Source organism: Pseudoalteromonas sp. APM04, from assembly GCF_022809815.1.
In the GTDB taxonomy this organism is placed as follows: domain Bacteria; phylum Pseudomonadota; class Gammaproteobacteria; order Enterobacterales; family Alteromonadaceae; genus Pseudoalteromonas; species Pseudoalteromonas marina.
In genome coordinates, this window is the sequence record NZ_CP094441.1 from 2,677,876 (window position 1) to 2,704,486 (window position 26,611).

The following is a 26,611-nucleotide window of genomic DNA, read 5'->3' on the forward strand; positions in this document are numbered from 1 at the left end:
GTACTTCTCCTGCTTTTTTATCACTACTTAACCAAAGTTCAAGTTACTTAATTTGTTTATAACGCCAAACCAATATTTGTTTGACCATCAACAACAGCAAATTTTTTCAGCGCCTTTACACTTTCTGAAGTAATACGCCCCATACTTTCAACAAAGTCAATAAGCTCGGCTAGCACTTCAATTTCGTACTGCATTAAAGGGTGCTCCCTAACAGCCGTGTTGTCTGCAATTTCACCTTCAACTGTCATCTGGTATTCAATAAAGCGCGCAACGGTTGCTTGCGAAATTTTACTTACACTTACAAACTCTTTATCGTCTTGTGCCATTAAACCATGCATCAAGCTCAGTAATGACGTTGCCGCATCAATAGCTGGGTATGTACCAAACATATCAAAATCAGCGAGTTCTGGAACATTAGGTTCCACTTTTTCAACTTGCTTTTCTAAGTCAATCTTACTTTTTGGCAGTAAGATTTTTTCCCAACAAACATTAAGCGCATTACGAAGTAACGTTTCATCACCAAACCCCGTAGCCTCACTAAATAAGCCATAATTTGGCAACATACGTTCAATTAGCGCACTTGCCAAAACCGCTTTTTGTAAATAGTTTAGCTCTCTAATACGCTGAAAATTATTTGCTTTAGTCATTCTTTAACGTCTCACATGACCAACAAAAATCAAATGTTGATCCATTATGCTCATTACAGTTAGGACAAACCCAATCTGGAGCGGATTGTTTTACTTGCTGATAGTTTACCAATATTTGTCGCGCATGGCGCTCTTTTATCGCATAAACCTGCACACTCACTTGCGCCTGATCGAAAGGAATTTCCCCAAGTGCACCTTGAAGCATTTCTCCTGCAACTTTACACTCTATTCCACCCGCTTGAATTAACCCTTTAACAATATTAGCCTCTAACGTGTTGGCTGCCTTGTAAATTGTTATCCAATTAAATGCACTATCTGTTGTGTTTTTATAAGTTTGCAATATCGACCTCGATTATTTTGTGTGTACAATACCTTAAGGTATTGAGAAATTTATTAAACAATATTTAAAAAGGCGCAAGCATGACACTTACAACTCCGGGTCTACTTTTTCCAGCTATATCTTTGTTACTTCTTGCTTATACAAACCGATTTTTAGTACTTGCGCAATTAATAAGAGAGTTAAATGCCAGAGAAGGCGAGTCAATTCGCCCTGTGGTGGTTGCGCAAATTACCAATTTAAGAAAGCGCATAAAGCTCATAAGAACCATGCAAGTTTACGGTGTAGGCTCTTTTTTATTATGTACCTTGTCTATGTTTGCTCTTTTTATTGAGTTTAATACCACAGGAATTATTTTATTTGGCGTAAGCCTAACCTGTTTAAGTTTATCTTTACTAACGTCTTTATTTGAAATTCATATTTCATGTGATGCAATAGAAATTGAACTTCAAAATATTGAAAACAAACCATTAAGTAACAGAGCAAACAAAAACTTTGATAATAAAACAAGCTAAAAGACTAAAATTCGTGCAAATATTTTAATTATTGCTTAATCAATGCCCTACTTTGTGGCATACTTTTTCATTAATTAGCATAATAAATTTACCTAATATTTTTATTTATAGATTTATACCTGCTTTTTAGTATTAACTTTGCCAGATAAGGATGTTAGGTAAATAAAAAATTATTAGTCTTTAGTCTAAAGGTTAATACTTTTTAACATCTTTACACTTTTATTATTGTGCAAACAAATATATTGTGTAGTTTATCTTTTTTAAATTTACATATATTTATTAATAGCTTAGACAGACAGAAAATTGATGTATTAGTACATCACAACTTACTTATAAAAAGGGACTATAAAGTGAGATTTGACCAATTAGAACAATTTGTAGCACTGGGTGTGTTACGCCACTTCAGACAAGCCGCAGAAAAAACAAAAATTAGTACTTCTGCACTTACCCGCAGTATTCAGACCCTAGAAGATGAAATGGGCTATGAGTTAGTTACGCGCTCAACCCGCTCAGTAAAACTGACTCCTGAAGGCGAACTATTTTTAGATTACGCCAAAAATACACTTAGCGAATTAGAAAACACCAAAAAACGCTTGTTTCAATCTGTTCATGGCAATGCCGATGAAAAACTCATTATTGGTTACACTAATAAAGCAAGTAACATTGTGCCTATTTCATGCGGTCAATTTTTAGCGCAATACCCACATGTAAAAATCGAAATGCAATTGCAAGAACAGCATGAGTTAACACGCAAGCTTCAGGAAGGTGAAATAGACATTAGCGTTTATTCTCAAGCTGTAAATAGTATTGGTAGTGATATTCATTTGCCTGATCAGCTTATTTTATTTGTATCTAAGCATCACCCGCTTGCCCAAAAAAATGACATAAGCAAACACCAACTAGACTCCTATTCAGCCTTTGGTTGTTTCTCTCAATCAAAACAAGTTCAAAGCATGCTGAACGAGGCCATTGATTCTTTAAATAAATCATCAACTATCAAAATGGGCAGTATTGAACAGGTTATCTCTGGCATTATTAAATCCGATAGTTTTGCAATCGCCAGCATTGAGCATGCAAACACTGTGGCAGAACACACCGACCTTGTTCAGTTAAAAACAAATAAAGATTTAAGCCATGAGCAACTAATTGTTCAAACAAACCAACAAACCACGGTTACGGAGCACTTAGCACATTTGCTTTCACTTATTAAAAAAGCAGCCACAACCCTTAATTAATTCAGCGTTCTTTTTTGAGACAGGTGCGACACAAAACAATAGCTTTTTACTCTTTTTCGGCTAAACTGGCGCACCTTCAAAAAAAGAACCTCCTAAATGATCAACTTTTCAGCCGATGGCCCGTTTTATAACGACATTGAAAGCCGCGGTTATACAGTTATTCCTAATGCATTAAACAAAGAATTAATAGCTGATTTAATGGCTGATTGTTATCGCATAAATCCGCATTTTAGCCATGCTGGTATTGGTCGCTTAAATCATTTACAAATTGACGATAATATTCGAAAAGATCAAACTTATTGGTTTGATGGTTCATCCCAAGCACAATTAACCTACCTAGCTGTTATGGAGAGTATTCGCACAACGCTCAATCGCACTTTTTTTATGGGGCTGTTTGATTACGAATGTCACTACGCAAAATACACTCACGGTGATTTTTATAAAAAACATGTCGATGCATTTAAAGGGCGCTCTAATAGGGTATTTACTAGCGTTTTATACTTAAACACGCCCAATGAGGGCGGTGAGCTTGTTATTTATAAACCCAAAAGCAAAGTGGTTGAGGTGAGCATTTCGCCAAAAGCGGGGACATTAGTTTTATTTGAAAGCGAACGCTTTGTTCACGAAGTATTACCAGCAGTAGATAATCGGTATTCAATTGCTGGCTGGTTTAGAAAAAACGCATCCATTAGCGGAATAGTTGATCCACCTCGTTAATATAACTAAATGCTAATGGGGTACGAGAGCAATAAACCAATAAAAATAGCCATACCCACATAATGATTATTTAAAAAAGCTTTAAAGCATGCGTCTCTATCACGTTTTAAAATTAATACTTGTTGGTAAGCGAGTAATGCTGTGGCTATAAGTAATCCAGCCCAAAAAGCCATGTTTAACTGATTAATAAACCCAATATAAGCAACAAGTGCGATAAATAGAGCATTTAATATAAAAATGATATGGCGGTCAAAACAACCAAATAAAATAGCAGTCGATTTAACACCAATTTTAATATCATCATCTCTATCGACCATGGCATACATGGTATCGTACGCAACCGTCCAGCATACATTAGCAACAAACAGCAACCAAGCCTGAAGAGGTAATGCATCAATAGATGCCATATAAGCCATAGGAATTGCCCAACCAAATGCTGCACCCAACACTACTTGCGGCAACTGGGTATATCGCTTCATAAACGGATAGCAAAACGCGAGCGCAAGTGCTCCAACAGACAATAAAATAGTGTTAACGCTCAGCATTAAAACCAAAATAAACGCTAAAGTGATCAGTAATAAAAATAGACTTAGCGCTTCGCCGCTTGCGACCGTACCAGATGCAAGAGGACGTTGGGCTGTGCGTTTTACAGAACCATCTATTTTTCTATCTGCAAAATCATTTATCACGCAGCCTGCACTACGCATTACTACAACCCCCAAAGTAAACACTATAAAATTAATTAAGCTCGGCATCCCACTATTTGCGAGCCATAAAGCCCAATAGGTTGGCCATAAAAGCAATAAAGTACCTATGGGCTTATCAACACGCATAAGCTGTAAATAATAAGAAAAATGTTTTGCTTTTAAACCTGCTAATTTCATGAGTAAAGGTACGCCCCAGGTAAAAATACTTCCGCCACCAAAAATTGGTAATCATTTAACGAAAACACGCTACGCCTGCCTAATAGAGTTTGAGTTGGTAAATTTAGCTTGGTAACCAAATTCTGTAATGAATGTTTGCTATCAAAACGCGCAATTTCAATATTTTGACGAACAAGCTCAGGTTGTTGAAAAATAACATCGCCTAAAGGGCGCTCCCCCATATTATGAAGCGAGTTGTGCGTTTGGTTATTTGGCAGCCAACTTTGAGCGTAAACCATGGGGTTATTATCGCACAACAAAAGCACCTCTCGGTTTAACGCCGATGACGTTTTACAGCCTAGTAATTGCTGTTGTTCATGACTTAAATTAAACGCCTGTTCGCTGAGTACTTTTACACTAAAAGAGGTTGCTTTACTTTTTAGCTTAGCGGTTAAAGAATGCGGCTCAAAAAGCCATTCTTGCTCTGTAGGTGTTAAGTCATCGGTTTGTATATCCGATAGCCAGTTAGCTGATAAAGATAAAGGAAAAGTTGTCACAATAACTCAATAAAATATAATCCAAGCAAATGATAACATTGCCTAAGCATTTGAAAAAGTGCCTATTCACCAACCTAAGTAACTAATATAAATAATTGCTTGGCGCTGTTTATTACCTATTATTAAGTATAAACTATTTACAACAGGTTTTCGGAAACGCTTTAAATATGAAAAAAATAGTATACGTAGGTCTTCTTACATTAATTATGAGTTTAGTGAGCCTAAGTGCCCGTGCAGAGTCAACGGTTGGTTATTTTGGTTTTGAACCTGACATAATTACTAATTATATTGGCGCATCAAGTAAAAAAATGGGTTACGTGCGCGTTACCGTTGACCTAATGCTTAGTAACAATTCAGACATAGCCATTGTTGAACATCATACTCCTTTATTAAGAGATGCTATTGTAGAGATTTTTTCGAAAGAGCCAGAAGAAAAAATAAAGTCATTGACTGGTCGAGAAGAAATTCGCGCAAAATGTATAGAAAAATTAAAAAGCCTGTTAAAAGAAGAAACAGGCCAAGAAATTATACGTGAAGTACTATTTACAAAGTATTTGTACCACTAAATTCAACTATTTGTATGCTTTTTAGTAAACAGTTGAGCGGTGTAGGCAAACGCCATTCCGCTCACTAGCCCCCCTAAATGTGCCCAATTAGCCATTCCAATAAACAACACATCAGCAAAACCAAGTACTAACCAAACAAGCATAAAACCTATAATTGAGGTACTCACCAATGCGGGTTTTTCTGGATTTAAAAAGCTATGGATCCAGCAATACCCCAGTAAGCCGTATACCACGCCACTTAGCCCACCAAAATTAGGCCCAACAATTAAATATTGCGCCCAACTACTAATTAAAGCAGTAATAAAAAACAGGCCAATTAAGCTCAATTTTCCGCATTGTTTTTCAATATTGTCACCAAGCGATATCCACCAAATTAAGTTAAACACAATATGTATAGCACTAAAGTGAACCAAGGCTGGCGTAAACCACGTCAATGGGTATGAGGGGTTAAACTGTAATGCAGAATAAATGCTCTCGAAACCACCCAGTAAAAATGCAACATAAATAACAATACTGAGTACACTTACCGATTGATTAAGCCAACTCAGCGCTTTGAACCGCGCTTTAAGGTTAAGCGATTGCCCTTGGTATTTTAAAGGTGATTGCGTACTACCTACACTCCAAGAAGCTTGCTGGTAACGAGAATGGCCTGGGTTTTGAGTAAACTCAGCCCAAAGCGGCTGTACCTGATGAAAATGCTCTTCAGATACGCTAATAATAACGTGGCTACCATCAGTTGAATGTAAGTGCCCGTCTAAACCTTGGCTTTTTAAATAATCTATAAAGCCTTGTGCGGCACGCGGGTTATTTAAACTGCCAAGCTCTATCATCGTTCAACTTTCTCGCTGTAGGCCGCTTCCCAGGCTGTAAAGCCACCATCCATGCTATATACATCCTCAAAACCTTGCTCAACTAAGTAACTAGCAGCACCTTGCGAACTCATGCCGTGGTAACAAACAATAATAATGGGCTGATCAAACTCTTTTTCCATCATAAACTGGGCAATGTTTGCGTTCGATAGTGCCTCTGCCCCCGGAATATGGCCTGCTTGATATGAGTTAGGATCGCGTATATCTGCAATTACTACGTCTTCTTTGTCTAATAACTCATGCGTTTGCGCAATAGATATATGTTTAAATGCCATTGAACTCTCTTTAATAAATAAAATAAAAAAGGCGGCCATAGCCGCCCTTCTTGCAATTTTTTTGGAATTAATCCCAGTTTAAAATTACTTTTCCTGACTGACCTGAAATCATCATATCAAAGCCAGCTTGGAAGTCATCTACAGAATATTGATGTGTAATGATTGGGCTTAAATTAAGACCTGACTGTATTAAACTTGCCATTTTGTACCAGGTTTCAAACATTTCGCGACCATAAATACCTTTAATCACTAAACCTTTAAAAATAACTTGGTTCCAATCTACTGCCATGTCTGATGGTGGAATACCGAGCATGGCAATTTTGCCACCATGGTTCATATTGTTCAGCATTGAATTAAATGCACTTGGCACACCCGACATTTCAAGACCAATATCAAAGCCTTCTGTCATGCCTAGGTCGGTCATAACATCTTCAAGCTTTTCATTTGCAACATTCACCGCGCGAGTTGCGCCCATTTTGCGAGCAAGCTCTAATCGGTACTCGTTAACATCAGTAATTACTACATGACGCGCGCCTACATGTTTTGCAACAGCTGCAGCCATAATACCTATAGGACCGGCACCAGTAATTAGTACATCTTCTCCTACTAGCTCAAACGAAAGTGCTGTGTGTACAGCATTGCCAAATGGGTCAAAAATAGAGGCTAATTCGTCAGATATATTGTCTGGAATTTTAAATGCATTAAATGCTGGAATGACTAAGTACTCAGCAAACGCGCCTTCGCGGTTAACACCAACGCCTGTGGTATTACGGCATAAATGCACACGCCCAGCACGACAATTTCGACAATGCCCACAGGTAATATGACCTTCGCCAGATACCCGGTCACCCACTGAAAAGCCGCGAACTTCTTGACCCATATCAACCACTTCACCAACGTACTCATGACCAACAACCATTGGTGTAGGAATTGTTTTACTCGCCCACTCGTCCCATTTATAAATATGAACGTCGGTGCCACAAATCGCTGTTTTACGTATTTTAATTAACAGATCGTTATGGCCCACTTCAGGCTTAGGTGCATCTGTCATCCAGATACCCGGTTCTGCTTTTAATTTAGATAATGCTTTCATAATTTACGCTCACAAAAACCAAGTCATTTCTTAGTTTTAAAAATTAAATAACGCCCATTTCTTTACCAATGCGGGTAAAGGCTGCAATCGCTGTATCTAGCTGCTCTATACTGTGCGCTGCTGATATTTGCGTACGAATACGTGCTTGGCCTTTTGGTACAACAGGGAATGAAAAACCAGTCACATAAATACCTTCTGCAAGTAATTTATCAGCCATAAGTGAGGCCACTTTAGCGTCACCTAGCATCACAGGAATGATGGCATGATCTTTACCTGCGCAGGTAAAGCCTGCCGCTTCCATTTGCTCACGGAAATATTTAGCATTAGACCAAAGCTTAGCGCGAAGCTCGCCACCATTTTCAAGCATCTCTAGTACTTTAATTGATGCAGTTACAATTGAAGGTGCTAATGAATTTGAGAATAAGTAAGGGCGCGAACGCTGACGTAACCACTCAACAATTTCTTTTTTACCTGAAGTGTAACCACCTGATGCGCCGCCCAGCGCTTTACCCAATGTACCAGTAATTATATCTACACGGTCAAGTACGTTACAGTATTCAGGTGTACCCTTACCATTTTCGCCAACAAAGCCTACAGCGTGAGAGTCATCAACCATAACAAGCGCATCGTACTTATCTGCTAAATCGCACACAGCTTCTAAGTTACAAATTACGCCGTCCATAGAGAACACGCCATCGGTGGCAATTAACTTTGTTTTAGCGCCCGCTTCGTCTGCGGCAATTAATTGCTTTTCTAGATCAGCCATGTCGTTATTTGCATAGCGAAAACGCTTAGCTTTACATAAACGAACGCCATCGATAATCGAAGCATGGTTAAGTGAATCAGAAATAATTGCATCTTCAGCACCTAAAATAGTTTCAAACAAGCCTGTATTAGCATCAAAACAAGAAGAGTATAAAATGGTGTCTTCGGTTTCTAAAAATGCACTAATTTTTTGCTCAAGTGTTTTGTGAATGTCTTGCGTACCACAGATGAAACGCACAGAGGCCACACCAAAACCGTGGTCGTCTAAACCGCCTTGCGCTGCTTTAATTAACTCAGGACTATTTGCTAGACCTAAGTAGTTGTTAGCACAAAAGTTAATAACTTTATCGCCAGATGCTACTTCAATTTGAGCTTGTTGCTGCGAGGTAATTATACGCTCGCTTTTATAAAGGCCTTGGGCTTTAACGTCTTCAATTTGCTCTTGTAATTGGCTAAAAAAAGCAGATGCTCTCATCTGTAGTCTCCATTTAATTGAACGGGTAAACAACAACGTTGATGCCACTGTTTATGATGGTGTGTATTGTAAAAGTTTAACGAGAAAAATGCACGGTTTGCAGTTCGTCGCAAACGCGCTCAATGTAAGGAATATGTGCCAGTTTACACGCTTAAATAAAGCGTGTTTTTATAACGGTAAACGTTTAGTTAAATCATCTATTGAATCAATCACTAAATCGGCATGTTGCTTTGCGCTTTCGTCAAAGCTTTGCCCCGAGTGCACTAATACTTGGGTTGCAATACCGGCTTTTTGAGCAGCTTGCATGTCACTGAGCTTATCACCAACCATAATACTCTGCTCAGGATCGATATTATGCTCCTTAATGCCTTGCAGCAACATGCCTGGGGCTGGCTTTCTGCAATCACATTGCTTTAAATATTCTGGTAAAGCCTTTTTAGGGTGATGAGGACAAAAATAAACATCGGCAATTTCAATGTTGTGGTTACTAAATTGCGTTTTCATCCACTGAGTAAGCGCTTTAAATTCAGCCTCAGTATAATAACCACGCCCAATACCTGATTGGTTAGTCACTACTATAATTTTGTAGCCTGCATCATAAAACTTTTTACAGGTGCTAAAAATGCCTTTAATAAATTCAAACTTTTCACTTTGATATACATAGCCGTGGTCTACATTTACCACGCCGTCACGGTCTAAAAAAAGCGCTTTATGTAGTTTAATACTCATTCAAGCCCCTCTTTGTTCACAACATGGTCAAACATTGTTTTTACGCTATCTATGGTTATTTGGCTCATTAAATCATCCCCTTTAACTCGGGTACCCCAGGGGACTTGCTGCGCAGTTTTACCCGTTTGCTCAAGTAAATTTTGATGATAAACCTCTACCACATAATCTTGATATAAATAAGGGCCAGTGCGTGCAGGGTTCGAGTGGGCATATAAACCAACAACTGGTGTGCCAACCGTTACTGCCATATGAGCAGGGCCAGTATCGGGGGCAAGGACTAAATCAGCTCTTTTTAAAACACATAGCAGCTCTTTAAGCTTTGTTTTACCAACTAAATTTAAAATTGGGCTATTGCTATGTTTTATAATGTTATTCGCTAAATTTACTTCAAGCTCAGTAGGCCCGCCGGTTAAAGCAACATTAAAACCTTGCTCGTGCGCGTAGTCAGCAAGTACAGCATAACGTTCAGGCAACCAGTTTCGCTGAGCTTTACTAGCCGCTGGCGAAATTACAAATAGCTTGTTGGCTAAATACTCTTGCCCTAGTAACTCATCTGCTTTGTTTTCATCTTGTGCGCTGTAAGGCATTTGCCATGTAGGCGTGTAATCATCTACACCAATTGCACCCGCAAACCCTTTAAATCCCTCTAGCACATGTGCTTCTTTTTGTGGGGCTATGCGTTTATTTATAAACAAACTGTGTAGTTCTTTTGAGCGTGCCCAATCAAAGCCTATTTTTACTTTTGCAGGTATACAGCGCGCTACAAAGCCTGCTCTTAATGCCACCTGCATATTAAGAAGCACGTCAAACTGCTTACCATTAAAGGTATTTTTTAATTTTTTAAGCGCTGCTCTACCTTCTTTTTTATCAAATATTACCAGCTCTACGCCCGGTAAATCAGCAAGTAACATAGCCTCTATTTTACCCATTACCCAGGTTATTTTTGCATTAGGGTGCGCTTTTTGAATTGCTTGAACAGCACTAACAGCATGACATACATCACCAATAGCAGAGAGTCTTAAAATACAAATAGAGGAGTAGTTAGGCACTTGAGTCACGCATTCCGTTAGGCTTTAAATAGTATGCTGGGATCTTAAATTATACTCGCGTTAATGCAAGCACTTATCCTGCGCCATAAAACACGTTAATATATACCTATTATTGAATTATTTTAACGAGCTATGTTTAAAACACTAACGCAAGGCAAACACACTATTTTAAGCCATCCAGATTATTTTAACCTTGTTGATATAAGCTGGTTTGATGCAACTTATTGGCAAAAGCAAAATAAAATAGTAGGCGCTAAAAAAGGCCGCGCTACAGCATGGTTTTTTAAACATGATGATTTAACTGCTGTACTCAGGCATTACTGGCGTGGCGGTTTGGTTGGTAAGGTATTGAGCGATCAATACCTCTATCTTGGCCTTAAAAACACCCGCGTATGTAAAGAGTTCAGCTTAATGATAAAGCTTATTGAACTCGGTCTAAATGTACCCAAGCCAATTGCAGCCAGAGTAAGCACTAGTGGTTTGATTTACCGCGGCGATATAATTACACAAGCGGTTAGCGGTGCTAAAAGCCTGCTCGACGTTCTAATTGAGCGCCCTTTAAATAGTAGTGAGCTTGAAAGCATAGCCAACACTATTGCGCTATTTCATAACAAAGGGGTGTATCACGCCGATTTAAATATCAATAATATTTTATTTAATGAAGACGGCGACGTATATATTATCGACTTTGATCGCGGGGAGTTAAAAGTTCCTAACCCGCAATGGCAACAAAGTAATATAGCGCGCTTAAAGCGTTCATTTTCAAAAGAGCAAGGCCGTAATAGCGTCTTTAATTGGCAAAGCAATGATTGGGAAACGTTCAATGCCCTTTATAGCCAAAAACTATCTGCGTAGAGCCAAATACTGCTGAGCTACTAGCTTAGCATCCACTTTTTGCAAAATATCGGCGTTTTCAACACTCGGCTTATTTGCTAAAACGTGTTTTATTTTAGCCGCTAGCTCTTCGCTATTTCCTATAGGTACTAAGTAATTAGCCAGTTCGCCTGTTAATATTTCGCTAGGCCCAAACGTACAATTAGTACTTACTACCGGCGTGCCAACAGCTAATGCTTCAATTAATACTGTTGGCAACCCTTCAAAGTCAGAGCTCAACACCAATGCTTCAGCCTGCTTAATCCAATTATACGGATTTTGTTCAAACCCAGGGACAATTAGTTGCTCTGCGATGCCATACTCTTTTGCAAGCTTAAATGCTTTACTAGGCTTGTTACATAAAAGAACCAATTTGTATTTTTTATCAAGCTTGGCAAATGCCGCAAATAAAATATCGTGGCGTTTTTGCTTAGCTAAGCGCCCTACATGAATCAAATAAGGCGACTGCGGAATAGCTATATTAACGTCATCAGATTGGCGTTTTATTTCGGCTAAATTAAAGGGGTTATAAATAGTGGTTATTGCACTTGGCGTAATTAAATTGCCTTGAGTGATTTCTTGCTCTACACCTTTAGATACACAAACAAGTGACTTACCATTTAAGTTTTGCTTTGATTTTTTAAGATAGCGATAAGAGAACGGACCTAACTTTTTTTGCCTAGCAAGCTCTGAATTTACTGAGTTATGCACAACAAAATGCACATTTTTAACCGTGCTTTTAGCGAGTAAATTATTACTTCTATCAAGGTTTGAAAGTACTAAATCTATAGTACCTATATCGCTTTGTTTATTGTTAAACCAGGCTTCTAACTTCGCAATGCTTTTATTTATGTTCCAAAAGCGATCGACTTTTGAAGCCCTATCAGGAAATAAACTATCGACATTAATGCATTCAGGGATGTCATATTCAATGGAGCTTGCAATTGACAATAAAGTAACGTGATGCTCAAGTTCAACAAGTTGCTCAGCTAAAGTAAGCATAACTTTTTCTGCACCACCGCCAACAAGGGAGTCAATAACAATTACAATGTTCATGCACGGCTTCCTGCAAGCATATTTTTTACCGCACTCGTAATTACACTATAACTTTGAGGACTCTCTAATTTACGATATTTAGCCAAGAGAGGCTTATAGTGCCTATCATCTATTACGTATTCAATTTTAGACACTATATCATCAGGATTAAGACTTGCTTTGATGGCTACGCCGGCATTAACACAATTTTCTAGGCGGGTATGTTGGTCTTTTGAAATAGCACAAGCTATCACAGGAGTTTGCAATGCAATAGCCTGCAACAAAGTATCACCAGCACTCAATAAAGCTAACTTTGCTTGACTCAATAAAGCTAAAAAATCAGTTCCCTCTAAACTTGTTAAACAAATAATCTCGCTTGTTTTTGGTAATATTTTTGTATAATTAGAGCCAAACACGACCACTGTTTTTAAACCCGTTTTTTTACCCGCTTTGAGCGCGGTATCGAAATAGGTATCTGCACAATTTAAATTATTAAATGTATGCCCACCAGAACCTGCATTTACTAGTAAGTAATTATTCTCTTCAAGCCCGTACTTGTTCAACACTTGCTTTTTTTGCTCCTCTGATGCGTGTGCAACAAAAGGCCCAACATTACGTGGATAAGCAAGGGGAAACATGTCTAGCTTTGTAGTTTCCACCCAACTTAAAGGCGCAATACAATAGTCTGGCTGTACAACCCAATGTACATCAATTAGATTTGCACGATTGAGCTTTAATCCTTTTGCGCGCTTTTTTTCATGTTGAGAAATAAAAACAACTTTAGCACCCACCTCTTTTGCCGCTTTCATATGTGCTGCGCGCCCAGCACAATCAAAAACAACAACGTCGGGTTTGTATGCAGTGATAAAGTCACACACTAATGCAACTTCTTTGGTTGCTGAGCTCTCAAGTAAAGTGGTATCAAAGGGGCAAACATCGGCGTAAGTTGTGTGCTTGTTTAAAATAAAATGAATATCAAGCATCCCAGCAAACTCAGCGAGCAACCCATTAGCCAACAACAACGAGCGCATATATTCACCAATTCCTTCTGGTGACGATACTGGAATAAATAAAAGTCGTTTGTTGCTCATTGCATTCTCAATTTCCTATTTGATCTTTAGTATATCAATCAGGCCTTTGTTACGATAGATAGGTTACATTTTTATACATTTAATTGACCCTATAAATTTGAATATTTACTGCAATAACATACTTAGATTGGTAAACTTGCCAGCAATCTTAATCACAAGGACCTGAACTTTGCGACACAGAATTTTTATTCTTTCAACATTATTTAGTGCTATCAATTTATCTGTTAATGCTGAACCATGGGTTAAACCAGATGACTACGGACTAAAAGCTGACATACAACAGCTAGCCGACGCCGGTATTATTTTAGCGCCGGTAACAACATACCCATTAATGTGGAAGAGCTTTATTAATGATGTTAACAGTATGCCCATCGAGCAATTATCTCCAAGCTTGCAAGACGCATTACTGCGTGTAAAGCATCGTTATAAATCTGAAAACGCAAGTTCACATAGTGTGCAATTATCAGCTTATGCAGCCACAGATCCAATACATACAACAAGCTTTGGCGCGACCAACACTCAAAAATCAGCGCTTTCGGCAGCGTATGCCTACCTAGGTGATAATTTTGCCGCTAAAGTTGCACTAAGCTCTAGAAAAGACGGTAAAAAATGCTTCATTAACGGAAAAACTAGCGATGACATTGTAAAAGATGAGCAAGCATTAACTGATTGTGACGATACCTCATTTGATGGTAGTTACGTAGCCTATAGGCTAGGTAATTGGATATTTAGAGGCGGTGCTGTTGAGCAGTTTTGGGGACCTGGTATCGACAATAGCTTGATAATGTCTGGCAATGCAAAGCCGCTTCCCGCTTTAAGTATTACGCGTGAACAAAGCACCGCCTTTGAAACACCTTGGTTAAGCTGGATAGGCCAATGGAGTTTTACAGCACAAATGGCCAAGCTCGAATCAACCAGAGTGATTCCTGATGCATTACTGTGGAGTAGTCGCTTAAATATACGCCCACTACAACAATTAGAAATTGCAGTAAGTTGGTCGGCGCAGTGGGCAGGTGAAGGTCAGCCAAGTTCTGCTGGTGATTTTATTGATGTCATTACAGGGCAAACAACTTGCATTAATGGTAATGAAAATTGCGACAGTCAGCTAGAGTCTAAAATTGGAAATCAACTTGCAGGCCTCGATATTCGCTGGTCTGACACATTGTTTAGCCACCCATACGCCATTTATGCCAGCACCATAGGTGAGGATGCCAGCTCACAATTTAAACCTGCTGACCGAGCTTACTTATTTGGTGTGCAAACGACCCAACGTATTTACAATCAAAATTTATTAGTGAATGTAGAGTACATAGATACGGGTGTTTCGTGCGCAGCGGAATCAACCAATGAAAACTGTTATTACGAACACTCAGATTATAAATCAGGTTACCGTTACCATGGCCGCACCATAGGCTCAACGTTTGATAACGATGCGCAATCAGTGGTGTTAACAATACTTGGACAACTTTCAAACGGCGATGATTGGCAAGTAAAGCTACGCAGCGTGGATTACAATAGCGACAACAGTGATTTATACCCGAACAATCCTGACATTGGTAACTCAATAACCAAGACGGGCTACAGTTCTAAACAGCTTGAGCTTCGCTATAGAAAAATCACTATGGGTGGGCGTTTAACATTAGGTGCTTTTGCATCTCAAAATGACGATGCAGAAAATGACACATCTGCCTTTGCTAAATACGAATATAACTTTTAGCCAGTATTTTAAATACACTATATTTAGGCTTTAAAAAAAGGGATGAAAGCAACACTTTCATCCCTTTTTTATTCGCAAAATATACTTATTGCTTTATTTTGCTAATCACTTTTGACGTTGAACAGCCATCTAAAAATGTCAGCACTTCTACTTTGCCGCCATGGCGCAGTACATGATCGGCACCGGCTATTTGCTCTACGGTATAATCGCCACCTTTCACTAAAATATCAGGGCTTATTTGCTCGATTAATTTAGCGGGTGTATCGTTTTCCTCAGCGCTGCCAAAGGGAATCACCCAATCAACAGAGGCAAGTGCACTTAATACCATTGCACGCTCATCAAGCGGGTTTATCGGGCGTTCAGGGCCTTTTAAGCGAGTGATTGAATCATCATTATTTAGCCCAACAACGAGTCGATCGCCACGCGCTTTGGCTTGTGCCAAATAGCGCACGTGACCTGCGTGTAAAATATCAAAACAACCATTGGTAAATACAATGGTTTCGCCGTTTTGCTTTGCAAACTCAATATGCTGCAGTACATCATCAAACGGAGTTTGGTAGTGTTCTCCATTGGTGTGTAAGTATTGGCCTAACTTTTGGCTTAACTCTTCTGGTGACACTGTAGCTGCCCCCAATTTACTTACTACAATGCCCGCTGCTAAATTAGCAATTTCTACCGCATCTTTAGGCTCCATACCTGCCCCAAGCATTACAGCTAAAGTTGCAATTACGGTATCGCCTGCGCCAGTTACATCGCTCACTTCTAATTGCTGAGCTGCAAAGTCGTGTTTTTCATCGGCATTAATTAACGACATACCTTGCTCTGAGCGTGTAAGTAGCATGGCTTTAATACCATTTTTACTAATAAGCTCACGGGCACTTTGCGCTAAAATGTCCTCAGAGCCGGTTTTACCACCTGCTAAATTAAACTCATGCAAGTTAGGCGTAATGTAGTCTGCGCCCTCATACAAATGTAAGTCTGGCGATTTAGGGTCTATAAGCACGGTTTTACCCGCCGCTTTGGCAACGTTAACCATTTCTTTAATCAAGCTCAGCGAGCCTTTGCTGTAATCAGAAAACACCACAAAGTCGTATTCATCAAGCACCAGCTCTAAGCGATTTAATAACAGTTGGCTATGCTGCTCGCTAAAGGTTTCTTCTAAATCAAGGCGTACAAGTTGTTGATGGCGGCTAATAACACGCATTTTAGAAATAGTCGGTAAATCACACACACTAACAAGTTGTGAGCTTATTTTTTCACCTTTTAAAATTGTTTCTAAAATTTGCCCGCTTTCATCTTCCCCAATTAAGCCAAGTAGCCCTACTTTGGCATCAAGCCTAGCAATATTTTTAGCAACATTGGCGGCACCACCCGCTTTGTCTTCAAACTTGCTTACCTTAACAACAGGTACTGGCGCTTCAGGCGAAATACGCCCAGTGTCACCATACCAGTAGCGATCAAGCATTACATCGCCCACCACTAAAATACGCGCTTTAGATAAGTTTTTTAATAGCGATAAATCCATTACTGCTGCTCCGCAACAACCATATCTATGGCTTCACATAACCAGTGGCCAATAAACATATGCGCTTCTTGAATGCGTGCTGTTTCATCGTTTTTGATAATAATTGGCAGCTTGGCAATGTCTTTTACTTTTCCGCCATCACGGCCTGTTAATGCAACTGTAAATGCGCCAATTTTATTAGCGGCTTCAAGTGCTAAATTAACATTTGCACTGGTACCTGAGGTTGTTAAACCAATGACTAAATCTTCTGGTTTACACAGTGCCTGAACTTGGCGTTCAAACACGGTATCAAAGTGGTAGTCGTTACTGTGCGCAGTAAGAATTGACGTATCGGTTGTGAGTGCCATAGACGCAAGCGGTCCACGCTCTAATTTATAACGTACTACAAATTCGGCCGCCAAATGCTGAGCATCCGCTGCACTTCCGCCGTTACCAAACCAAATAACCTTACCACCAGCTTGTAATGCACTATGGCATACTTCTAATAACTGCATAGACTCTTGATGATAAGCCTCCATCGTTTCAAATAAGGCTTGATGACGGTTTAAACTTTCAACGTAGCTTGTTGCCACAGAATCGATAATTGACATGAAAAATTCCTCTAGGAACTGAAATGGCAGGAAAAAATTAAATCCATTATTCCACAGTTTTATTTAGTTGTGTGTATTTTATAGGAATATAGCTGAACTGGAACATAATTTAGTGCTTCACATGTTCAGAAATTATCACTTTCGCGTTAAACTAAGGGCACTTACCTCAATAAAAGTTCAGTATGGCACGCATTTTTTACTCATTCGCTTTAATTTTAATTAGCCCGCTGATTGTATTTTACTTATATGTATTAAGAGGTAAAAAAAACAAAGGCTACCGCGCACACTTTAAAGAGCGTTTTGGCTTTGTGAGCAAAAGCTTATTTACAAGCAAAGGCAAACCGTTAGTTGTGCACTGCGCCTCTGTAGGTGAAGTACTTGCAGCTGCACCACTTATTAAAGCGCTGCAAAAACAACACCCACAGCTTAATATACTTATTACCTGCAATACCCCTACAGGTCGCGAGCAAATAATTAATCAGTTTAAAAATACCGTGGCGTGTAGTTATTTACCTATGGACTTCCCGTTTTCGACCGCCCGATTTTTAAAACGTATAAACCCACAAGCGCTATGCATATTAGAAACCGAGCTTTGGCCAAACTTAATGGCAATAAGCCATAAAAAGAATACTCCGGTACTGGTACTTAATGCTCGCTTGAGCGAAAAATCGCAACAAGGGTATCAAAAGGTTGCCAAGTTAACGCAAATAATTATGCGTTCAATCACGGTACTTGCAAGTCACAATAAAAAAGATGCCGAGCGGTTTATTGAGCTAGGTTTAACCTCCTCAAAAAGCCATGTTACAGGCTCAATTAAGTTTGATATAAGCCCAAGCAATGAGCAGCTAGCCTCAGTTGAAGTTCTTAAAGCACAATATAAAACCCAAGAGCGTTTTGTATGGGTAGCAGGCTCTACTCACCCAATTGAGCACGAAATGATATTAAATGCCCACCAGCAACTATTAAAAAAACACCCTAATTCGCTTTTAGTTATTGCCCCTCGACACCCTGAGCAATTTGATAAAGTAGCCGATACGTTAGCTCAAAGCACGCTTAGCTTTAGTCGTCGCAGCAACAACAACTATCAAAACGAGCACGTACTATTAGCTGATACACTTGGCGAGCTGCAATGTTTATATGGGGCTGGTAATGTAAGTTATGTAGGCGGCAGTTTAATTCGCCGCGGCGGGCATAACCCACTTGAAGCGGCTGCTTTTTCGGTCGGTGTTATAACTGGCCCACATACGTATAATTTCGATCATATCTACCCTGAGCTTATAAAATTAAAAGGCGCTGTGGCTGTTGAAAACACCGATGAACTTGCTACACAATTAATTAACTTAAGCCAAAACACTAAAGCTTGCCAAACTTTAGGGAATAAAGCGCAGCAGTGCGTATTAAAAAACCAAGGCGCCATTAAAAAAACATTAACCATAATTAATCAGTATTTAGAGCCACAAGCATGACCAATTTAGCTATTACTCAAACCCGTGAGTGGGTATCGTCTGTTATTGTAAAATATAACTTTTGCCCATTTGCCCGCAAAGAAGTTGAGAACAACTGCATTCATTATGTACTTAGTTCAGCAGTAAAAGTTGATGATGCGGTAATGGATATGCTTGAGCAATGCACACAGCTTAATCAAAATCCAGAGCGCGAAACCACATTAATACTGTTTGATAACGGCTTTAGCGATTTTGAAGACTTTTTAGATTTAGTTGATTTAGCCAATGCACTACTGGTTGCACAAGGCTTTGAAGGTAAATATCAAATTGCTAATTTCCACCCTGACTACGTATTTGCCGACAGCGAGGAAGATGATGCCGCAAATTATACAAACCGAGCTCCCTACCCTACATTGCATTTAATCCGCGAATTAAGTATGAGCGAAGCGCTTGATAACTATAACGAGCCTGAATCTATACCAGAGCACAATATAAAACTTGCAAGGCGCAAAGGATTCGACTTTTGGCAGCAACTTTTAGAAGGCATAAAAAAACCGAGCGCATAACGGCTCGGCTTTTAAGTATCAAATTCAATGTTACTTTTTAACCCAGCTGCCATTTACTTCAACATAATGACCACTTTGGGTTTTTTCGATTGTTTTAGCCGCTGCGAGTGCTTCTACTTGGGCGAGCGATAAATTGTTCTTTTTAGCTAGTTTTAAATACTGAGCTTTACGCTTTGCGTTAATTTCTTCAACAACGGCTTTAGCTTCGCCATTTTGTACTACTAAGCCTAAATAACCCGAACTGTTCTCACCCACTAATCCTTGGCTTTTAGCATCATCTAAACTAATCGCCCACGCCGAAAACGACATACACACTGCACCAATTAAAGTGGCAATACTTAATTTATTTTTTATAGTCATCATTTAGCTCCTAAAATAATTCGCTGTCGTCACTGAACAGGGTATCGAGTTCTTTATCTACCTTTACACGAATTTCGTGATCAACCTTTACATTGAGGTTGATAGTTATTGGCTCTTTAGCTGCTACTTCTACTCTGTGTGTACATGCGCTCAATGCGCTGATAGCAGCAAGGGCTATGATTGCCTTAATGCTTAACGAATTTTTCATCATTAGTTTCCTTTTTGAGAATATTGCTGCTCAACTTTTTGTGTTATTTCGTCACTTAATCTTAGCGCTCTTAGTAGCGTAAACACGTTTTCTTCGTGATTATAATTAAAATTAACTTGCTGCTGTTGTGGCTCATTAAAGCCTTGTAAATTAACACCTAAATTTAACCAACCATCACTGTTAAGTGCTACTGTACTATTAAGTTTTTGTATATCAAGGTTTTTAAGTAAGCTCAGTACAGGCTGTAATTCTTGCTGCTGTTGCATAACAGAGTCAAACGCTGTGTTATTGCTAATAATAAGCTTACCTTCACCTTGGTTTAATAAGTTGCCGTTTGTAACCTCTACGCCACTGTCACTAAAATGAAGTGGCAGCCACCCTTTTAATCGGCCTGCTAAGGTAATTCCCGACTTATCATCAAGGGTAATGAGTTGACTCGCATCAATATCTTTAAAAGTAACATTGGCTGTTTGCTGCGATTTTAAAAGCGTGTATTTATCTAATTCAAATACCCCACCAAACACATTACCGCTTATATCAAATGCTTGCGCGCTGTTATTAACCACTTTTATTTTACCGTTGATATTATTAACTACTGCGCCAGCTCTTAATTCACTGAGGTTAAAGGTAGTTGGCTCAACATTAAGCTGCCCTGAATCATATTGCCCACTAAGTTGCGCCCTAAACTGATTAGCTAAGTAATCGTTATAAAGCGCGCTGGTATCATCAATAGTTAAATTAAAATTGGCTTTTTGTAAGTTAACATCGCCACTAATACGCCCACCAAACTCGCCTTGAGTGAGTTGAGCTAACGGTTCAAATTGGCTAACGAGTGAATTTAACGAAAGCACACTTTGCTGCGGTATAATCACTTCAAACGGATGAGCTACCTTTGAAACATGGTGATTGGCCACCAGCTCAACACCATTTACAAACACATGATGAGACGCTTTAAGCGCGCGACTTTGCAGCCCGGTTGACGTTACGTTTATTGTATTTAAATCGACATTTGGGCTTGTCAGTGTATTTATTTGGGTGTTTGCATTTAAGTGAGCAAATAACTCTCCCACACCTAAGTTTGCCCTTGCACTGAGGGTGTTATTAATACCGGTGAGTTTATACTCTTCGTATTGAGCGCCTTTAAACTCACTTTTTAAAACCACGCTTGCATCTAGCTTTTCACTCATACTTGCCACTAGTTTACCTGTGTAAGTGTTAATAGTAGTGCCATAAGCAACGGCTTTATCAAAGCTAAATGTAGTACTTACTTTACCTACGGGTTTAGAGTCAACAAGTTGAGTAAGTGTAAAGTCGCCATGGGCTTTAATATTATTAGCCTCAGCCGGTAAAAATTCAGGCAAAGCGGTAAGCGTAATATCGTAATTACCGCTTAATTGAGCGTTTTTAAGCTGCGCACTTAGCGTTATAGCGTCTATTTCATCCGTATTTAGCTGTGCCTTTAGCTGTATGCGTGCGCTTTGTAACGGTGCAGCAGTATTTATAAACGTATCTGTAACCGTTATATCTATATTTTGCTTGGCTTGCACTGCACTTTTGAGCGTTATTAACGGTAAGGTTAGGTTGTTATGTGCAAAATTAATTGGTTTAGCTAAAGCCCATTGCCAATTAAGTGGAAGCTGCTTTATGGCAAATGACTTGTAGCCACTTTCAGGAATAAGAGATTGGCAGTTATTACTAAGTTTCACATTGTTTTTAAGCTTGCTTAGGTCAAGCTCAAGGTTTTGGCTATTTAAATTATAGGTAGCACTTAGCACACCTTTGGAGCTGTTTGTTATATCACAGCTTTGTATTTTGTAGTCATACTGGGCTTGTAGATCACCAGTAAGGCTTGCCTCTACCCCGTTAAAGCTAAATGCCTGCGCTGTATTAAAACTAAGTCCATTTAATAACTCATTATCTGTTTTAAGTAATTGCTTTAATGATCCATCATTAACTTTAAGCTGCCCTTGTACCTTATTACTGTAAAGCGTTGCGCTTATGTTTAAATCACCATTGACTACAAACTGGTTAAGCGTTGGCTCAATAATATTTAGCATAAGCGGGCGCTTTAAAAATGCACCATGTATAGTTAAATGCTCAACTGTAATTGTTGGCCTTTTTTCGGGCAGGGCTAAATCTAAAATTTTTGCAGGGCTGCTTACTTTATCACTTTGAGGAAGTGGATTTATATTAAGCGCCGCATGTTTAATTTCAACATGGCGAGTATTTGCGGTAATGCCTGTAACAACAAGCTCTTGATTTTGGTAACTCAAGCACGCTTTTTGTACATGTACATTTAGCTTGCTGGTAAGCGAAAAGTCTAAACAACTTAAAGTAACGCCCGCTTTTTCAAGCTGAGGCGCTACAGCCCATTGTAATAATGGCAAACGAAATACATAACCAAGCAATACTATGCTTAGTAATACAAAACCAACAATTAAACCAATGCGCTTTAACATACTATCCTTATAAGCTTTTATTCATACCTTACAAACTATCGTAATTTTAAATCTACGCAATCAAAAAAGGCTGCACAGTGCAGCCTTTTTTATTTTACAGCTAGATTATGAATCTAACTTGTATATGTCGTTTTTAACCTACATTTTTACGTGCGTTGCGGAACATACGCATCCATGGGCTATCCTCTTTCCACTCATCTGGGTGCCACGAGTTAGCAACAGCGCGGAACACACGCTCAGGGTGCGGCATCATTACAGTGGCACGGCCATCAGTAGAGGTAATACCGGTAATACCTTCTGGTGAACCATTTGGGTTAGCCGGGTATTGCGTTGTCGGATTACCGTAGTTATCTACAAATTTAACCGCAACAGTGCCGCTTTCAAGCGCAGCTTTAGTGGCGGCATCGTTTGCAAATTCTGCATGGCCTTCACCATGAGATACAGCAATTGGCATACGCGAACCAGCCATTCCATTAAAGAACACAGACGGGTTTTCTTGTATTTCAACTAAGCTAAAGCGTGCTTCAAAACGCTCTGACTTATTTGTTACAAAACGTGGCCAATGCTCAGTACCCGGAATTAACTCTTTCAATGTTGATAACATTTGACAACCATTACACACACCTAAGCTAAAGGTGCCTTCACGGTGGAAGAAATTTTGGAACTGATCGCGTGCCATATCGTTAAACAATATAGACTTAGCCCAACCTTCACCGGCGCCTAATACGTCACCATAAGAGAAACCACCACATGCCACTAAGCCTTTAAACTGCTCAAGGGTTAAACGCCCTTCGAGGATATCGCTCATGTGCACATCAACAGCGGCAAAACCAGCGCGGTTAAACGCAGCAGCCATTTCTAGGTGCGAGTTAACGCCTTGCTCACGCAAAATAGCCATTTGTGGTTTAGCACCCGTTGCAATGAATGGCGCAGCTATATCTTCGTTTAAGTCAAAGTTAAGTTTCACGTTTAAGCCTGGGTCTTTTGCATCAAACTTGGCATCAAACTCTTGCTTAGCACAATCAGGGTTATCACGACGTGCTTGCATTTGGTACGTTGTTTCGGCCCAAATAGTACGTAACTCAGTACGAGTATGATTAAGTACTGTTTGCTCACCACGGTTAAATACAATGCTATCGTCGCTATTAAGCGAGCCAATCACGTGGCTAATTGCAGCAACACCGTGTTGCTCAAATACAGCATTTACAGCACCTAAATCGCTGTTAGCCACTTGAATTACCGCGCCAAGCTCTTCGTTATAAAGTGCTTCTAGGTCTGTTCCGGTTAAACCAGCTAAATCAACAGTCACACCGGTGTGCCCAGCAAACGCCATTTCAGTTACAGTAGTAAATAAACCACCGTCTGAGCGGTCATGATAAGCAAGTAACTTGCTATCAGCGACAAGTGCTTGCATGGCATTGTAAAAGCCTTTAAGTAGCTCAGGGCTGTCTACATCTGGTGTAACATCACCAAGCTGTTTATAAACCTGTGCAAGGCTTGATGCACCCATGCGGTTTTTGCCAGCACCTAAATCAACTAAAACAAGCGAAGTGTCGCCTTTATCAGTGCGTAACTGTGGCGTTACTGTTTTACGTACATCGTCAACACGGCCAAAGGCTGTAATAATAAGCGATAACGGCGACGTTACTGATTGCTCAGCACTATCGTCTTCGTTTTTCCATGTCGTTTTCATCGACATAGAATCTTTACCTACAGGTATAGTTAAACCAAGTGCTGGGCAAAGCTCTTCGCCTACCGCTTTTACGGCTTCGTAAAGGCCGGCGTCTTCACCTGGGTGACCCGCTGCAGCCATCCAGTTAGCAGATAGCTTAATGTTCTCAAGGCTGCCTATGTTTGCACAAGCAATATTAGTAAGTGACTCAGCCACAGCCAAACGCGCCGAAGCTCCATAATTTAATAGTGCCGCCGGCGTGCGCTCACCCAGAGACATAGCTTCACCGTGGTAAGTGTCGTACGTTGCCGCAGTAACCGCACAGTTAGCCACAGGTACTTGCCAAGGGCCAACCATTTGATCGCGTGATACTAAACCGGTAACCGAGCGGTCACCAATAGTAATTAAGAATGTTTTTTCTGCAATTGTAGGTAAGCGTAACAAACGCTGCGCGGCATCAGCTACGTTAATATCGTTTGCATCAATGGCAGTGCCCGTTACTTGCTGAGATGTTACATTGCGGTGCATTTTAGGCGCTTTACCTAATAAAACATCAAGCGGTAAATCAACAGGACTGTTATCAAAGTGGTTGTCTGCTACGGTTAAATGGCGCTCTTCTGTGGCTTCACCAATTACTGCGTACTGTGCGCGTTCGCGCTTACAAATGGATTCAAAACGATCAAAGTCTTCAACCGCTACAGCCAGCACATAACGCTCTTGCGATTCGTTACACCAAATTTCATGTGGTGCCATGCCAGGTTCATCGTTAGGGATATCACGTAGTTGGAATTTACCACCACGGCCACCATCGTTTACCAGTTCAGGAAACGCATTTGATAAACCACCGGCGCCAACATCATGTATAAATGCAATTGGGTTTTCATCGCCTAACTGCCAACACTTATCGATTACTTCTTGGCAACGACGTTCCATTTCTGGGTTTTCACGTTGAACAGAAGCAAAGTCTAGGTCTTCGTTTGATTGGCCCGACGCCATACTTGATGCAGCACCACCGCCTAAACCAATGTTCATAGCAGGGCCGCCTAGCGCAATTAGTTTTGCGCCTACTGGAATCTCGCCTTTTTGAACATGATCAGCACGAATATTACCTAAACCACCGGCAAGCATAATTGGTTTGTGGTAACCACGTACCTCTTCACCATTGTGGCTTGTTACTTTTTCTTCATACGTACGGAAGTAACCCAATAAGTTAGGACGACCAAACTCGTTATTAAATGCAGCACCGCCCAGTGGGCCATCCATCATAATATCAAGCGCGTTGACTATACGACCAGGTTTACCAAAGTCGCTTTCCCACGGTTGCTCGTAACCCGGAATACGCAAGTTAGAAACCGTAAAGCCAACTAAACCGGCTTTTGGCTTAGAACCACGCCCTGTTGCACCTTCGTCACGAATTTCACCACCTGAACCGGTAGCCGCCCCCGAAAACGGTGCAATAGCCGTTGGATGGTTATGCGTTTCTACTTTCATTAATATTTCTATGTCTTCTTGATGATACGCATATTCACCTTGCGCGTTCGGGAAGAAGCGACCCGCTTTTGAGCCCTTCATTACTGCCGCGTTATCTTTATACGCCGACAATACATTTTCAGGGTTGTGCTCAAATGTATTTTTGATCATTTTAAACAGCGATTTTGGCTGTTCAATGCCATCAATTGTCCAATCAGCATTAAATATTTTATGACGACAATGCTCTGAGTTTGCTTGGGCAAACATAAATAATTCGATGTCGTTAGGATTACGACCTAGCTTTTTAAAGTTTTCTACTAGGTAGTCAATTTCGTCATCGGCAAGAGCAAAACCTTGCTCAATATTTGCGGCAGCTAATGCTTCGCGTCCACCACCTAAAATATCAACTGATGACATTTCACGCGGAGAATCATTACGGAACAACTGCGCTGCTGCTTCAAGCTCAGTATGAGTTGCTTCAGTCATACGGTCGTGTAATAAAGCTGTTACTTGTGCAAGTTGCTCTGCTCCTAGTTCACCTTCTATATAATAAGCAATACCACGCTCTACACGGTGAACCTGTTTAAGGCCACAGTTATGCGCTATATCGGTTGCTTTAGATGCCCAAGGAGAAATGGTACCAGGGCGAGGTGTAACTAAAATAAGTGTGCCAGCTGGGGTATGCTCGGCAATAGTAGGACCGTAAGTTAATAGCTTTTCAAGCTTGGTTTGCTCATCAACACTCAAAGGCGATGTTAAATCGGCAAAATGAGCATACTCGGCATATACGTTGGTGACTGGAAGTTGCGATTGTTTGCAACGCGCTAAAATTTTATTAACTCTGAACTCTGACAGTGCTGGTGCACCACGAAGGATCAACATAGATAATTTCATCCGGGGTTAGGGAT

26 protein-coding genes are annotated in these 26,611 nt (G+C 40.0%); 8 read left to right on the plus strand and 18 right to left on the minus strand.

Going from position 1 to position 26,611, the window contains the following annotated elements; genetic code table 11:
• Window positions 1–56: 56 nt before the first annotated feature.
• Together MTP24_RS12355 and MTP24_RS12360 are read right to left on the minus strand one after the other, a co-directional pair.
• Window positions 57–647, minus strand: a complete 591-nt coding sequence (locus MTP24_RS12355; RefSeq protein WP_008130596.1) for a YjaG family protein — start codon at window positions 645–647, stop codon at window positions 57–59.
• Window positions 640–987: a DUF2007 domain-containing protein gene (locus MTP24_RS12360; RefSeq protein WP_008130594.1), complete on the minus strand. Its 348-nt coding sequence runs from the start codon at window positions 985–987 to the stop codon at window positions 640–642. Before MTP24_RS12360 ends, MTP24_RS12355 begins: the two co-directional genes overlap by 8 nt.
• Before the next feature lie 80 nt (window positions 988–1,067).
• Here MTP24_RS12360 and MTP24_RS12365 point away from each other — a divergent pair, with 80 nt between their 5' ends.
• The 3 genes from MTP24_RS12365 to MTP24_RS12375 all read left to right on the plus strand — a co-directional run bounded on the left by MTP24_RS12365 (window position 1,068) and on the right by MTP24_RS12375 (window position 3,451).
• Window positions 1,068–1,499 (plus strand): DUF2721 domain-containing protein, encoded by a 432-nt coding sequence (locus MTP24_RS12365; protein ID WP_006791572.1) that lies wholly within the window; start codon window positions 1,068–1,070, stop codon window positions 1,497–1,499.
• Between the two features lie 350 nt (window positions 1,500–1,849).
• Window positions 1,850–2,734, plus strand: a complete 885-nt coding sequence (locus MTP24_RS12370; RefSeq protein ID WP_010556947.1) for a LysR family transcriptional regulator — start codon at window positions 1,850–1,852, stop codon at window positions 2,732–2,734.
• Window positions 2,735–2,830: 96 nt separating this feature from the next.
• Window positions 2,831–3,451: a 2OG-Fe(II) oxygenase gene (locus MTP24_RS12375; protein WP_010556946.1), complete on the plus strand. Its 621-nt coding sequence runs from the start codon at window positions 2,831–2,833 to the stop codon at window positions 3,449–3,451.
• A gap of 5 nt (window positions 3,452–3,456) precedes the next feature.
• Here MTP24_RS12375 and ubiA read toward each other — a convergent pair whose 3' ends face one another.
• Together ubiA and MTP24_RS12385 are read right to left on the minus strand one after the other, a co-directional pair.
• On the minus strand, window positions 3,457–4,335 hold the full coding sequence (ubiA, locus tag MTP24_RS12380; RefSeq protein WP_243531462.1) for a 4-hydroxybenzoate octaprenyltransferase: 879 nt from the start codon (window positions 4,333–4,335) through the stop codon (window positions 3,457–3,459).
• Window positions 4,332–4,871, minus strand: coding sequence for a chorismate lyase (locus MTP24_RS12385; protein WP_243531464.1), 540 nt, complete (start codon window positions 4,869–4,871; stop codon window positions 4,332–4,334). The genes ubiA and MTP24_RS12385 overlap by 4 nt, the downstream gene beginning before the upstream one ends.
• A gap of 167 nt (window positions 4,872–5,038) precedes the next feature.
• Here MTP24_RS12385 and MTP24_RS12390 point away from each other — a divergent pair, with 167 nt between their 5' ends.
• Window positions 5,039–5,437 carry a flagellar basal body-associated protein FliL gene (locus MTP24_RS12390; RefSeq protein WP_006791577.1) on the plus strand — a complete coding sequence of 133 codons (399 nt, stop codon included), beginning with the start codon at window positions 5,039–5,041 and terminating at the stop codon, window positions 5,435–5,437.
• 2 nt (window positions 5,438–5,439) lie between these two features.
• On the opposite strand, the gene glpG is transcribed toward MTP24_RS12390, so the two are convergent.
• The 6 genes from glpG to MTP24_RS12420 form a co-directional block, all read right to left on the minus strand.
• Window positions 5,440–6,267, minus strand: coding sequence for a rhomboid family intramembrane serine protease GlpG (gene glpG / locus MTP24_RS12395; RefSeq protein ID WP_008130667.1), 828 nt, complete (start codon window positions 6,265–6,267; stop codon window positions 5,440–5,442).
• Entirely contained in the window at window positions 6,264–6,581 is a 318-nt protein-coding gene (gene glpE, locus MTP24_RS12400; protein ID WP_243531466.1) for a thiosulfate sulfurtransferase GlpE, read from the minus strand. The genes glpG and glpE overlap by 4 nt, the downstream gene beginning before the upstream one ends.
• Before the next feature lie 67 nt (window positions 6,582–6,648).
• Entirely contained in the window at window positions 6,649–7,674 is a 1,026-nt protein-coding gene (gene tdh, locus MTP24_RS12405) for an L-threonine 3-dehydrogenase (protein WP_243531468.1), read from the minus strand.
• A gap of 43 nt (window positions 7,675–7,717) precedes the next feature.
• Window positions 7,718–8,914: a glycine C-acetyltransferase gene (locus tag MTP24_RS12410; RefSeq protein ID WP_006791581.1), complete on the minus strand. Its 1,197-nt coding sequence runs from the start codon at window positions 8,912–8,914 to the stop codon at window positions 7,718–7,720.
• Between the two features lie 168 nt (window positions 8,915–9,082).
• Window positions 9,083–9,643 (minus strand): D-glycero-beta-D-manno-heptose 1,7-bisphosphate 7-phosphatase, encoded by a 561-nt coding sequence (gene gmhB / locus MTP24_RS12415; protein ID WP_243531470.1) that lies wholly within the window; start codon window positions 9,641–9,643, stop codon window positions 9,083–9,085.
• Window positions 9,640–10,701: a glycosyltransferase family 9 protein gene (locus tag MTP24_RS12420; protein WP_243531472.1), complete on the minus strand. Its 1,062-nt coding sequence runs from the start codon at window positions 10,699–10,701 to the stop codon at window positions 9,640–9,642. The genes gmhB and MTP24_RS12420 overlap by 4 nt, the downstream gene beginning before the upstream one ends.
• Window positions 10,702–10,824: 123 nt before the next feature.
• On the opposite strand from MTP24_RS12420, the gene MTP24_RS12425 reads away from it, so the two are divergent.
• Window positions 10,825–11,547 (plus strand): 3-deoxy-D-manno-octulosonic acid kinase, encoded by a 723-nt coding sequence (locus tag MTP24_RS12425; RefSeq protein WP_008130656.1) that lies wholly within the window; start codon window positions 10,825–10,827, stop codon window positions 11,545–11,547.
• On the opposite strand, the gene MTP24_RS12430 is transcribed toward MTP24_RS12425, so the two are convergent.
• Both MTP24_RS12430 and MTP24_RS12435 read right to left on the minus strand, forming a co-directional pair.
• Entirely contained in the window at window positions 11,536–12,621 is a 1,086-nt protein-coding gene (locus tag MTP24_RS12430; RefSeq protein ID WP_243531474.1) for a glycosyltransferase, read from the minus strand. The two genes, MTP24_RS12425 and MTP24_RS12430, sit on opposite strands and share 12 nt — an antisense overlap.
• Window positions 12,618–13,691 carry a glycosyltransferase family 1 protein gene (locus MTP24_RS12435; RefSeq protein WP_243531478.1) on the minus strand — a complete coding sequence of 358 codons (1,074 nt, stop codon included), beginning with the start codon at window positions 13,689–13,691 and terminating at the stop codon, window positions 12,618–12,620. The genes MTP24_RS12430 and MTP24_RS12435 overlap by 4 nt, the downstream gene beginning before the upstream one ends.
• A gap of 169 nt (window positions 13,692–13,860) precedes the next feature.
• Here MTP24_RS12435 and MTP24_RS12440 point away from each other — a divergent pair, with 169 nt between their 5' ends.
• Window positions 13,861–15,408: a capsule assembly Wzi family protein gene (locus MTP24_RS12440; protein ID WP_243531481.1), complete on the plus strand. Its 1,548-nt coding sequence runs from the start codon at window positions 13,861–13,863 to the stop codon at window positions 15,406–15,408.
• 85 nt (window positions 15,409–15,493) lie between these two features.
• Here MTP24_RS12440 and hldE read toward each other — a convergent pair whose 3' ends face one another.
• Window positions 15,494–16,933: a bifunctional D-glycero-beta-D-manno-heptose-7-phosphate kinase/D-glycero-beta-D-manno-heptose 1-phosphate adenylyltransferase HldE gene (hldE, locus tag MTP24_RS12445; protein ID WP_243531483.1), complete on the minus strand. Its 1,440-nt coding sequence runs from the start codon at window positions 16,931–16,933 to the stop codon at window positions 15,494–15,496.
• Window positions 16,933–17,523 carry an SIS domain-containing protein gene (locus MTP24_RS12450; RefSeq protein WP_243531485.1) on the minus strand — a complete coding sequence of 197 codons (591 nt, stop codon included), beginning with the start codon at window positions 17,521–17,523 and terminating at the stop codon, window positions 16,933–16,935. The genes hldE and MTP24_RS12450 overlap by 1 nt, the downstream gene beginning before the upstream one ends.
• A gap of 182 nt (window positions 17,524–17,705) precedes the next feature.
• Between MTP24_RS12450 and waaA the strand changes: the two genes are divergently transcribed.
• Together waaA and MTP24_RS12460 are read left to right on the plus strand one after the other, a co-directional pair.
• Complete coding sequence (gene waaA, locus MTP24_RS12455; protein WP_243531487.1) at window positions 17,706–18,989, plus strand: lipid IV(A) 3-deoxy-D-manno-octulosonic acid transferase; 1,284 nt, start codon at window positions 17,706–17,708, stop codon at window positions 18,987–18,989.
• Window positions 18,986–19,534 carry a DUF1415 domain-containing protein gene (locus MTP24_RS12460; protein WP_243531489.1) on the plus strand — a complete coding sequence of 183 codons (549 nt, stop codon included), beginning with the start codon at window positions 18,986–18,988 and terminating at the stop codon, window positions 19,532–19,534. Before waaA ends, MTP24_RS12460 begins: the two co-directional genes overlap by 4 nt.
• Window positions 19,535–19,564: 30 nt before the next feature.
• On the opposite strand, the gene MTP24_RS12465 is transcribed toward MTP24_RS12460, so the two are convergent.
• The 4 genes from MTP24_RS12465 to purL form a co-directional block, all read right to left on the minus strand.
• On the minus strand, window positions 19,565–19,894 hold the full coding sequence (locus tag MTP24_RS12465) for a YdbL family protein (protein WP_243533720.1): 330 nt from the start codon (window positions 19,892–19,894) through the stop codon (window positions 19,565–19,567).
• A 10-nt stretch (window positions 19,895–19,904) separates the two neighbouring features.
• Window positions 19,905–20,102, minus strand: a complete 198-nt coding sequence (locus MTP24_RS12470; protein ID WP_010556932.1) for a YnbE family lipoprotein — start codon at window positions 20,100–20,102, stop codon at window positions 19,905–19,907.
• Between the two features lie 2 nt (window positions 20,103–20,104).
• Window positions 20,105–22,561 carry a YdbH domain-containing protein gene (locus MTP24_RS12475; protein ID WP_243531491.1) on the minus strand — a complete coding sequence of 819 codons (2,457 nt, stop codon included), beginning with the start codon at window positions 22,559–22,561 and terminating at the stop codon, window positions 20,105–20,107.
• A gap of 133 nt (window positions 22,562–22,694) precedes the next feature.
• Entirely contained in the window at window positions 22,695–26,585 is a 3,891-nt protein-coding gene (gene purL, locus MTP24_RS12480; RefSeq protein ID WP_243531493.1) for a phosphoribosylformylglycinamidine synthase, read from the minus strand.
• Window positions 26,586–26,611: the final 26 nt, after the last annotated feature.

Bases quoted from the DNA above. Each gene is read 5' to 3' on its own strand.
- glpE (WP_243531466.1), bottom strand. From the start codon at position 6,581: ATGGCATTTAAACATATATCTATTGCGCAAACGCATGAGTTATTAGAC.
- MTP24_RS12375 (WP_010556946.1), top strand. From the start codon at position 2,831: ATGATCAACTTTTCAGCCGATGGCCCGTTTTATAACGACATTGAAAGC.
- tdh (WP_243531468.1), bottom strand. From the start codon at position 7,674: ATGAAAGCATTATCTAAATTAAAAGCAGAACCGGGTATCTGGATGACA.
- glpG (WP_008130667.1), bottom strand. From the start codon at position 6,267: ATGATAGAGCTTGGCAGTTTAAATAACCCGCGTGCCGCACAAGGCTTT.
- waaA (WP_243531487.1), top strand. From the start codon at position 17,706: ATGGCACGCATTTTTTACTCATTCGCTTTAATTTTAATTAGCCCGCTG.
- MTP24_RS12355 (WP_008130596.1), bottom strand. From the start codon at position 647: ATGACTAAAGCAAATAATTTTCAGCGTATTAGAGAGCTAAACTATTTA.
- ubiA (WP_243531462.1), bottom strand. From the start codon at position 4,335: ATGAAATTAGCAGGTTTAAAAGCAAAACATTTTTCTTATTATTTACAG.
- hldE (WP_243531483.1), bottom strand. From the start codon at position 16,933: ATGGATTTATCGCTATTAAAAAACTTATCTAAAGCGCGTATTTTAGTG.
- MTP24_RS12410 (WP_006791581.1), bottom strand. From the start codon at position 8,914: ATGAGAGCATCTGCTTTTTTTAGCCAATTACAAGAGCAAATTGAAGAC.
- MTP24_RS12430 (WP_243531474.1), bottom strand. From the start codon at position 12,621: ATGAACATTGTAATTGTTATTGACTCCCTTGTTGGCGGTGGTGCAGAA.
- MTP24_RS12470 (WP_010556932.1), bottom strand. From the start codon at position 20,102: ATGAAAAATTCGTTAAGCATTAAGGCAATCATAGCCCTTGCTGCTATC.
- MTP24_RS12465 (WP_243533720.1), bottom strand. From the start codon at position 19,894: ATGACTATAAAAAATAAATTAAGTATTGCCACTTTAATTGGTGCAGTG.
- purL (WP_243531493.1), bottom strand. From the start codon at position 26,585: ATGTTGATCCTTCGTGGTGCACCAGCACTGTCAGAGTTCAGAGTTAAT.
- gmhB (WP_243531470.1), bottom strand. From the start codon at position 9,643: ATGAGTATTAAACTACATAAAGCGCTTTTTTTAGACCGTGACGGCGTG.
- MTP24_RS12365 (WP_006791572.1), top strand. From the start codon at position 1,068: ATGACACTTACAACTCCGGGTCTACTTTTTCCAGCTATATCTTTGTTA.
- MTP24_RS12390 (WP_006791577.1), top strand. From the start codon at position 5,039: ATGAAAAAAATAGTATACGTAGGTCTTCTTACATTAATTATGAGTTTA.
- MTP24_RS12475 (WP_243531491.1), bottom strand. From the start codon at position 22,561: ATGTTAAAGCGCATTGGTTTAATTGTTGGTTTTGTATTACTAAGCATA.
- MTP24_RS12435 (WP_243531478.1), bottom strand. From the start codon at position 13,691: ATGAGCAACAAACGACTTTTATTTATTCCAGTATCGTCACCAGAAGGA.
- MTP24_RS12425 (WP_008130656.1), top strand. From the start codon at position 10,825: ATGTTTAAAACACTAACGCAAGGCAAACACACTATTTTAAGCCATCCA.
- MTP24_RS12460 (WP_243531489.1), top strand. From the start codon at position 18,986: ATGACCAATTTAGCTATTACTCAAACCCGTGAGTGGGTATCGTCTGTT.
- MTP24_RS12450 (WP_243531485.1), bottom strand. From the start codon at position 17,523: ATGTCAATTATCGATTCTGTGGCAACAAGCTACGTTGAAAGTTTAAAC.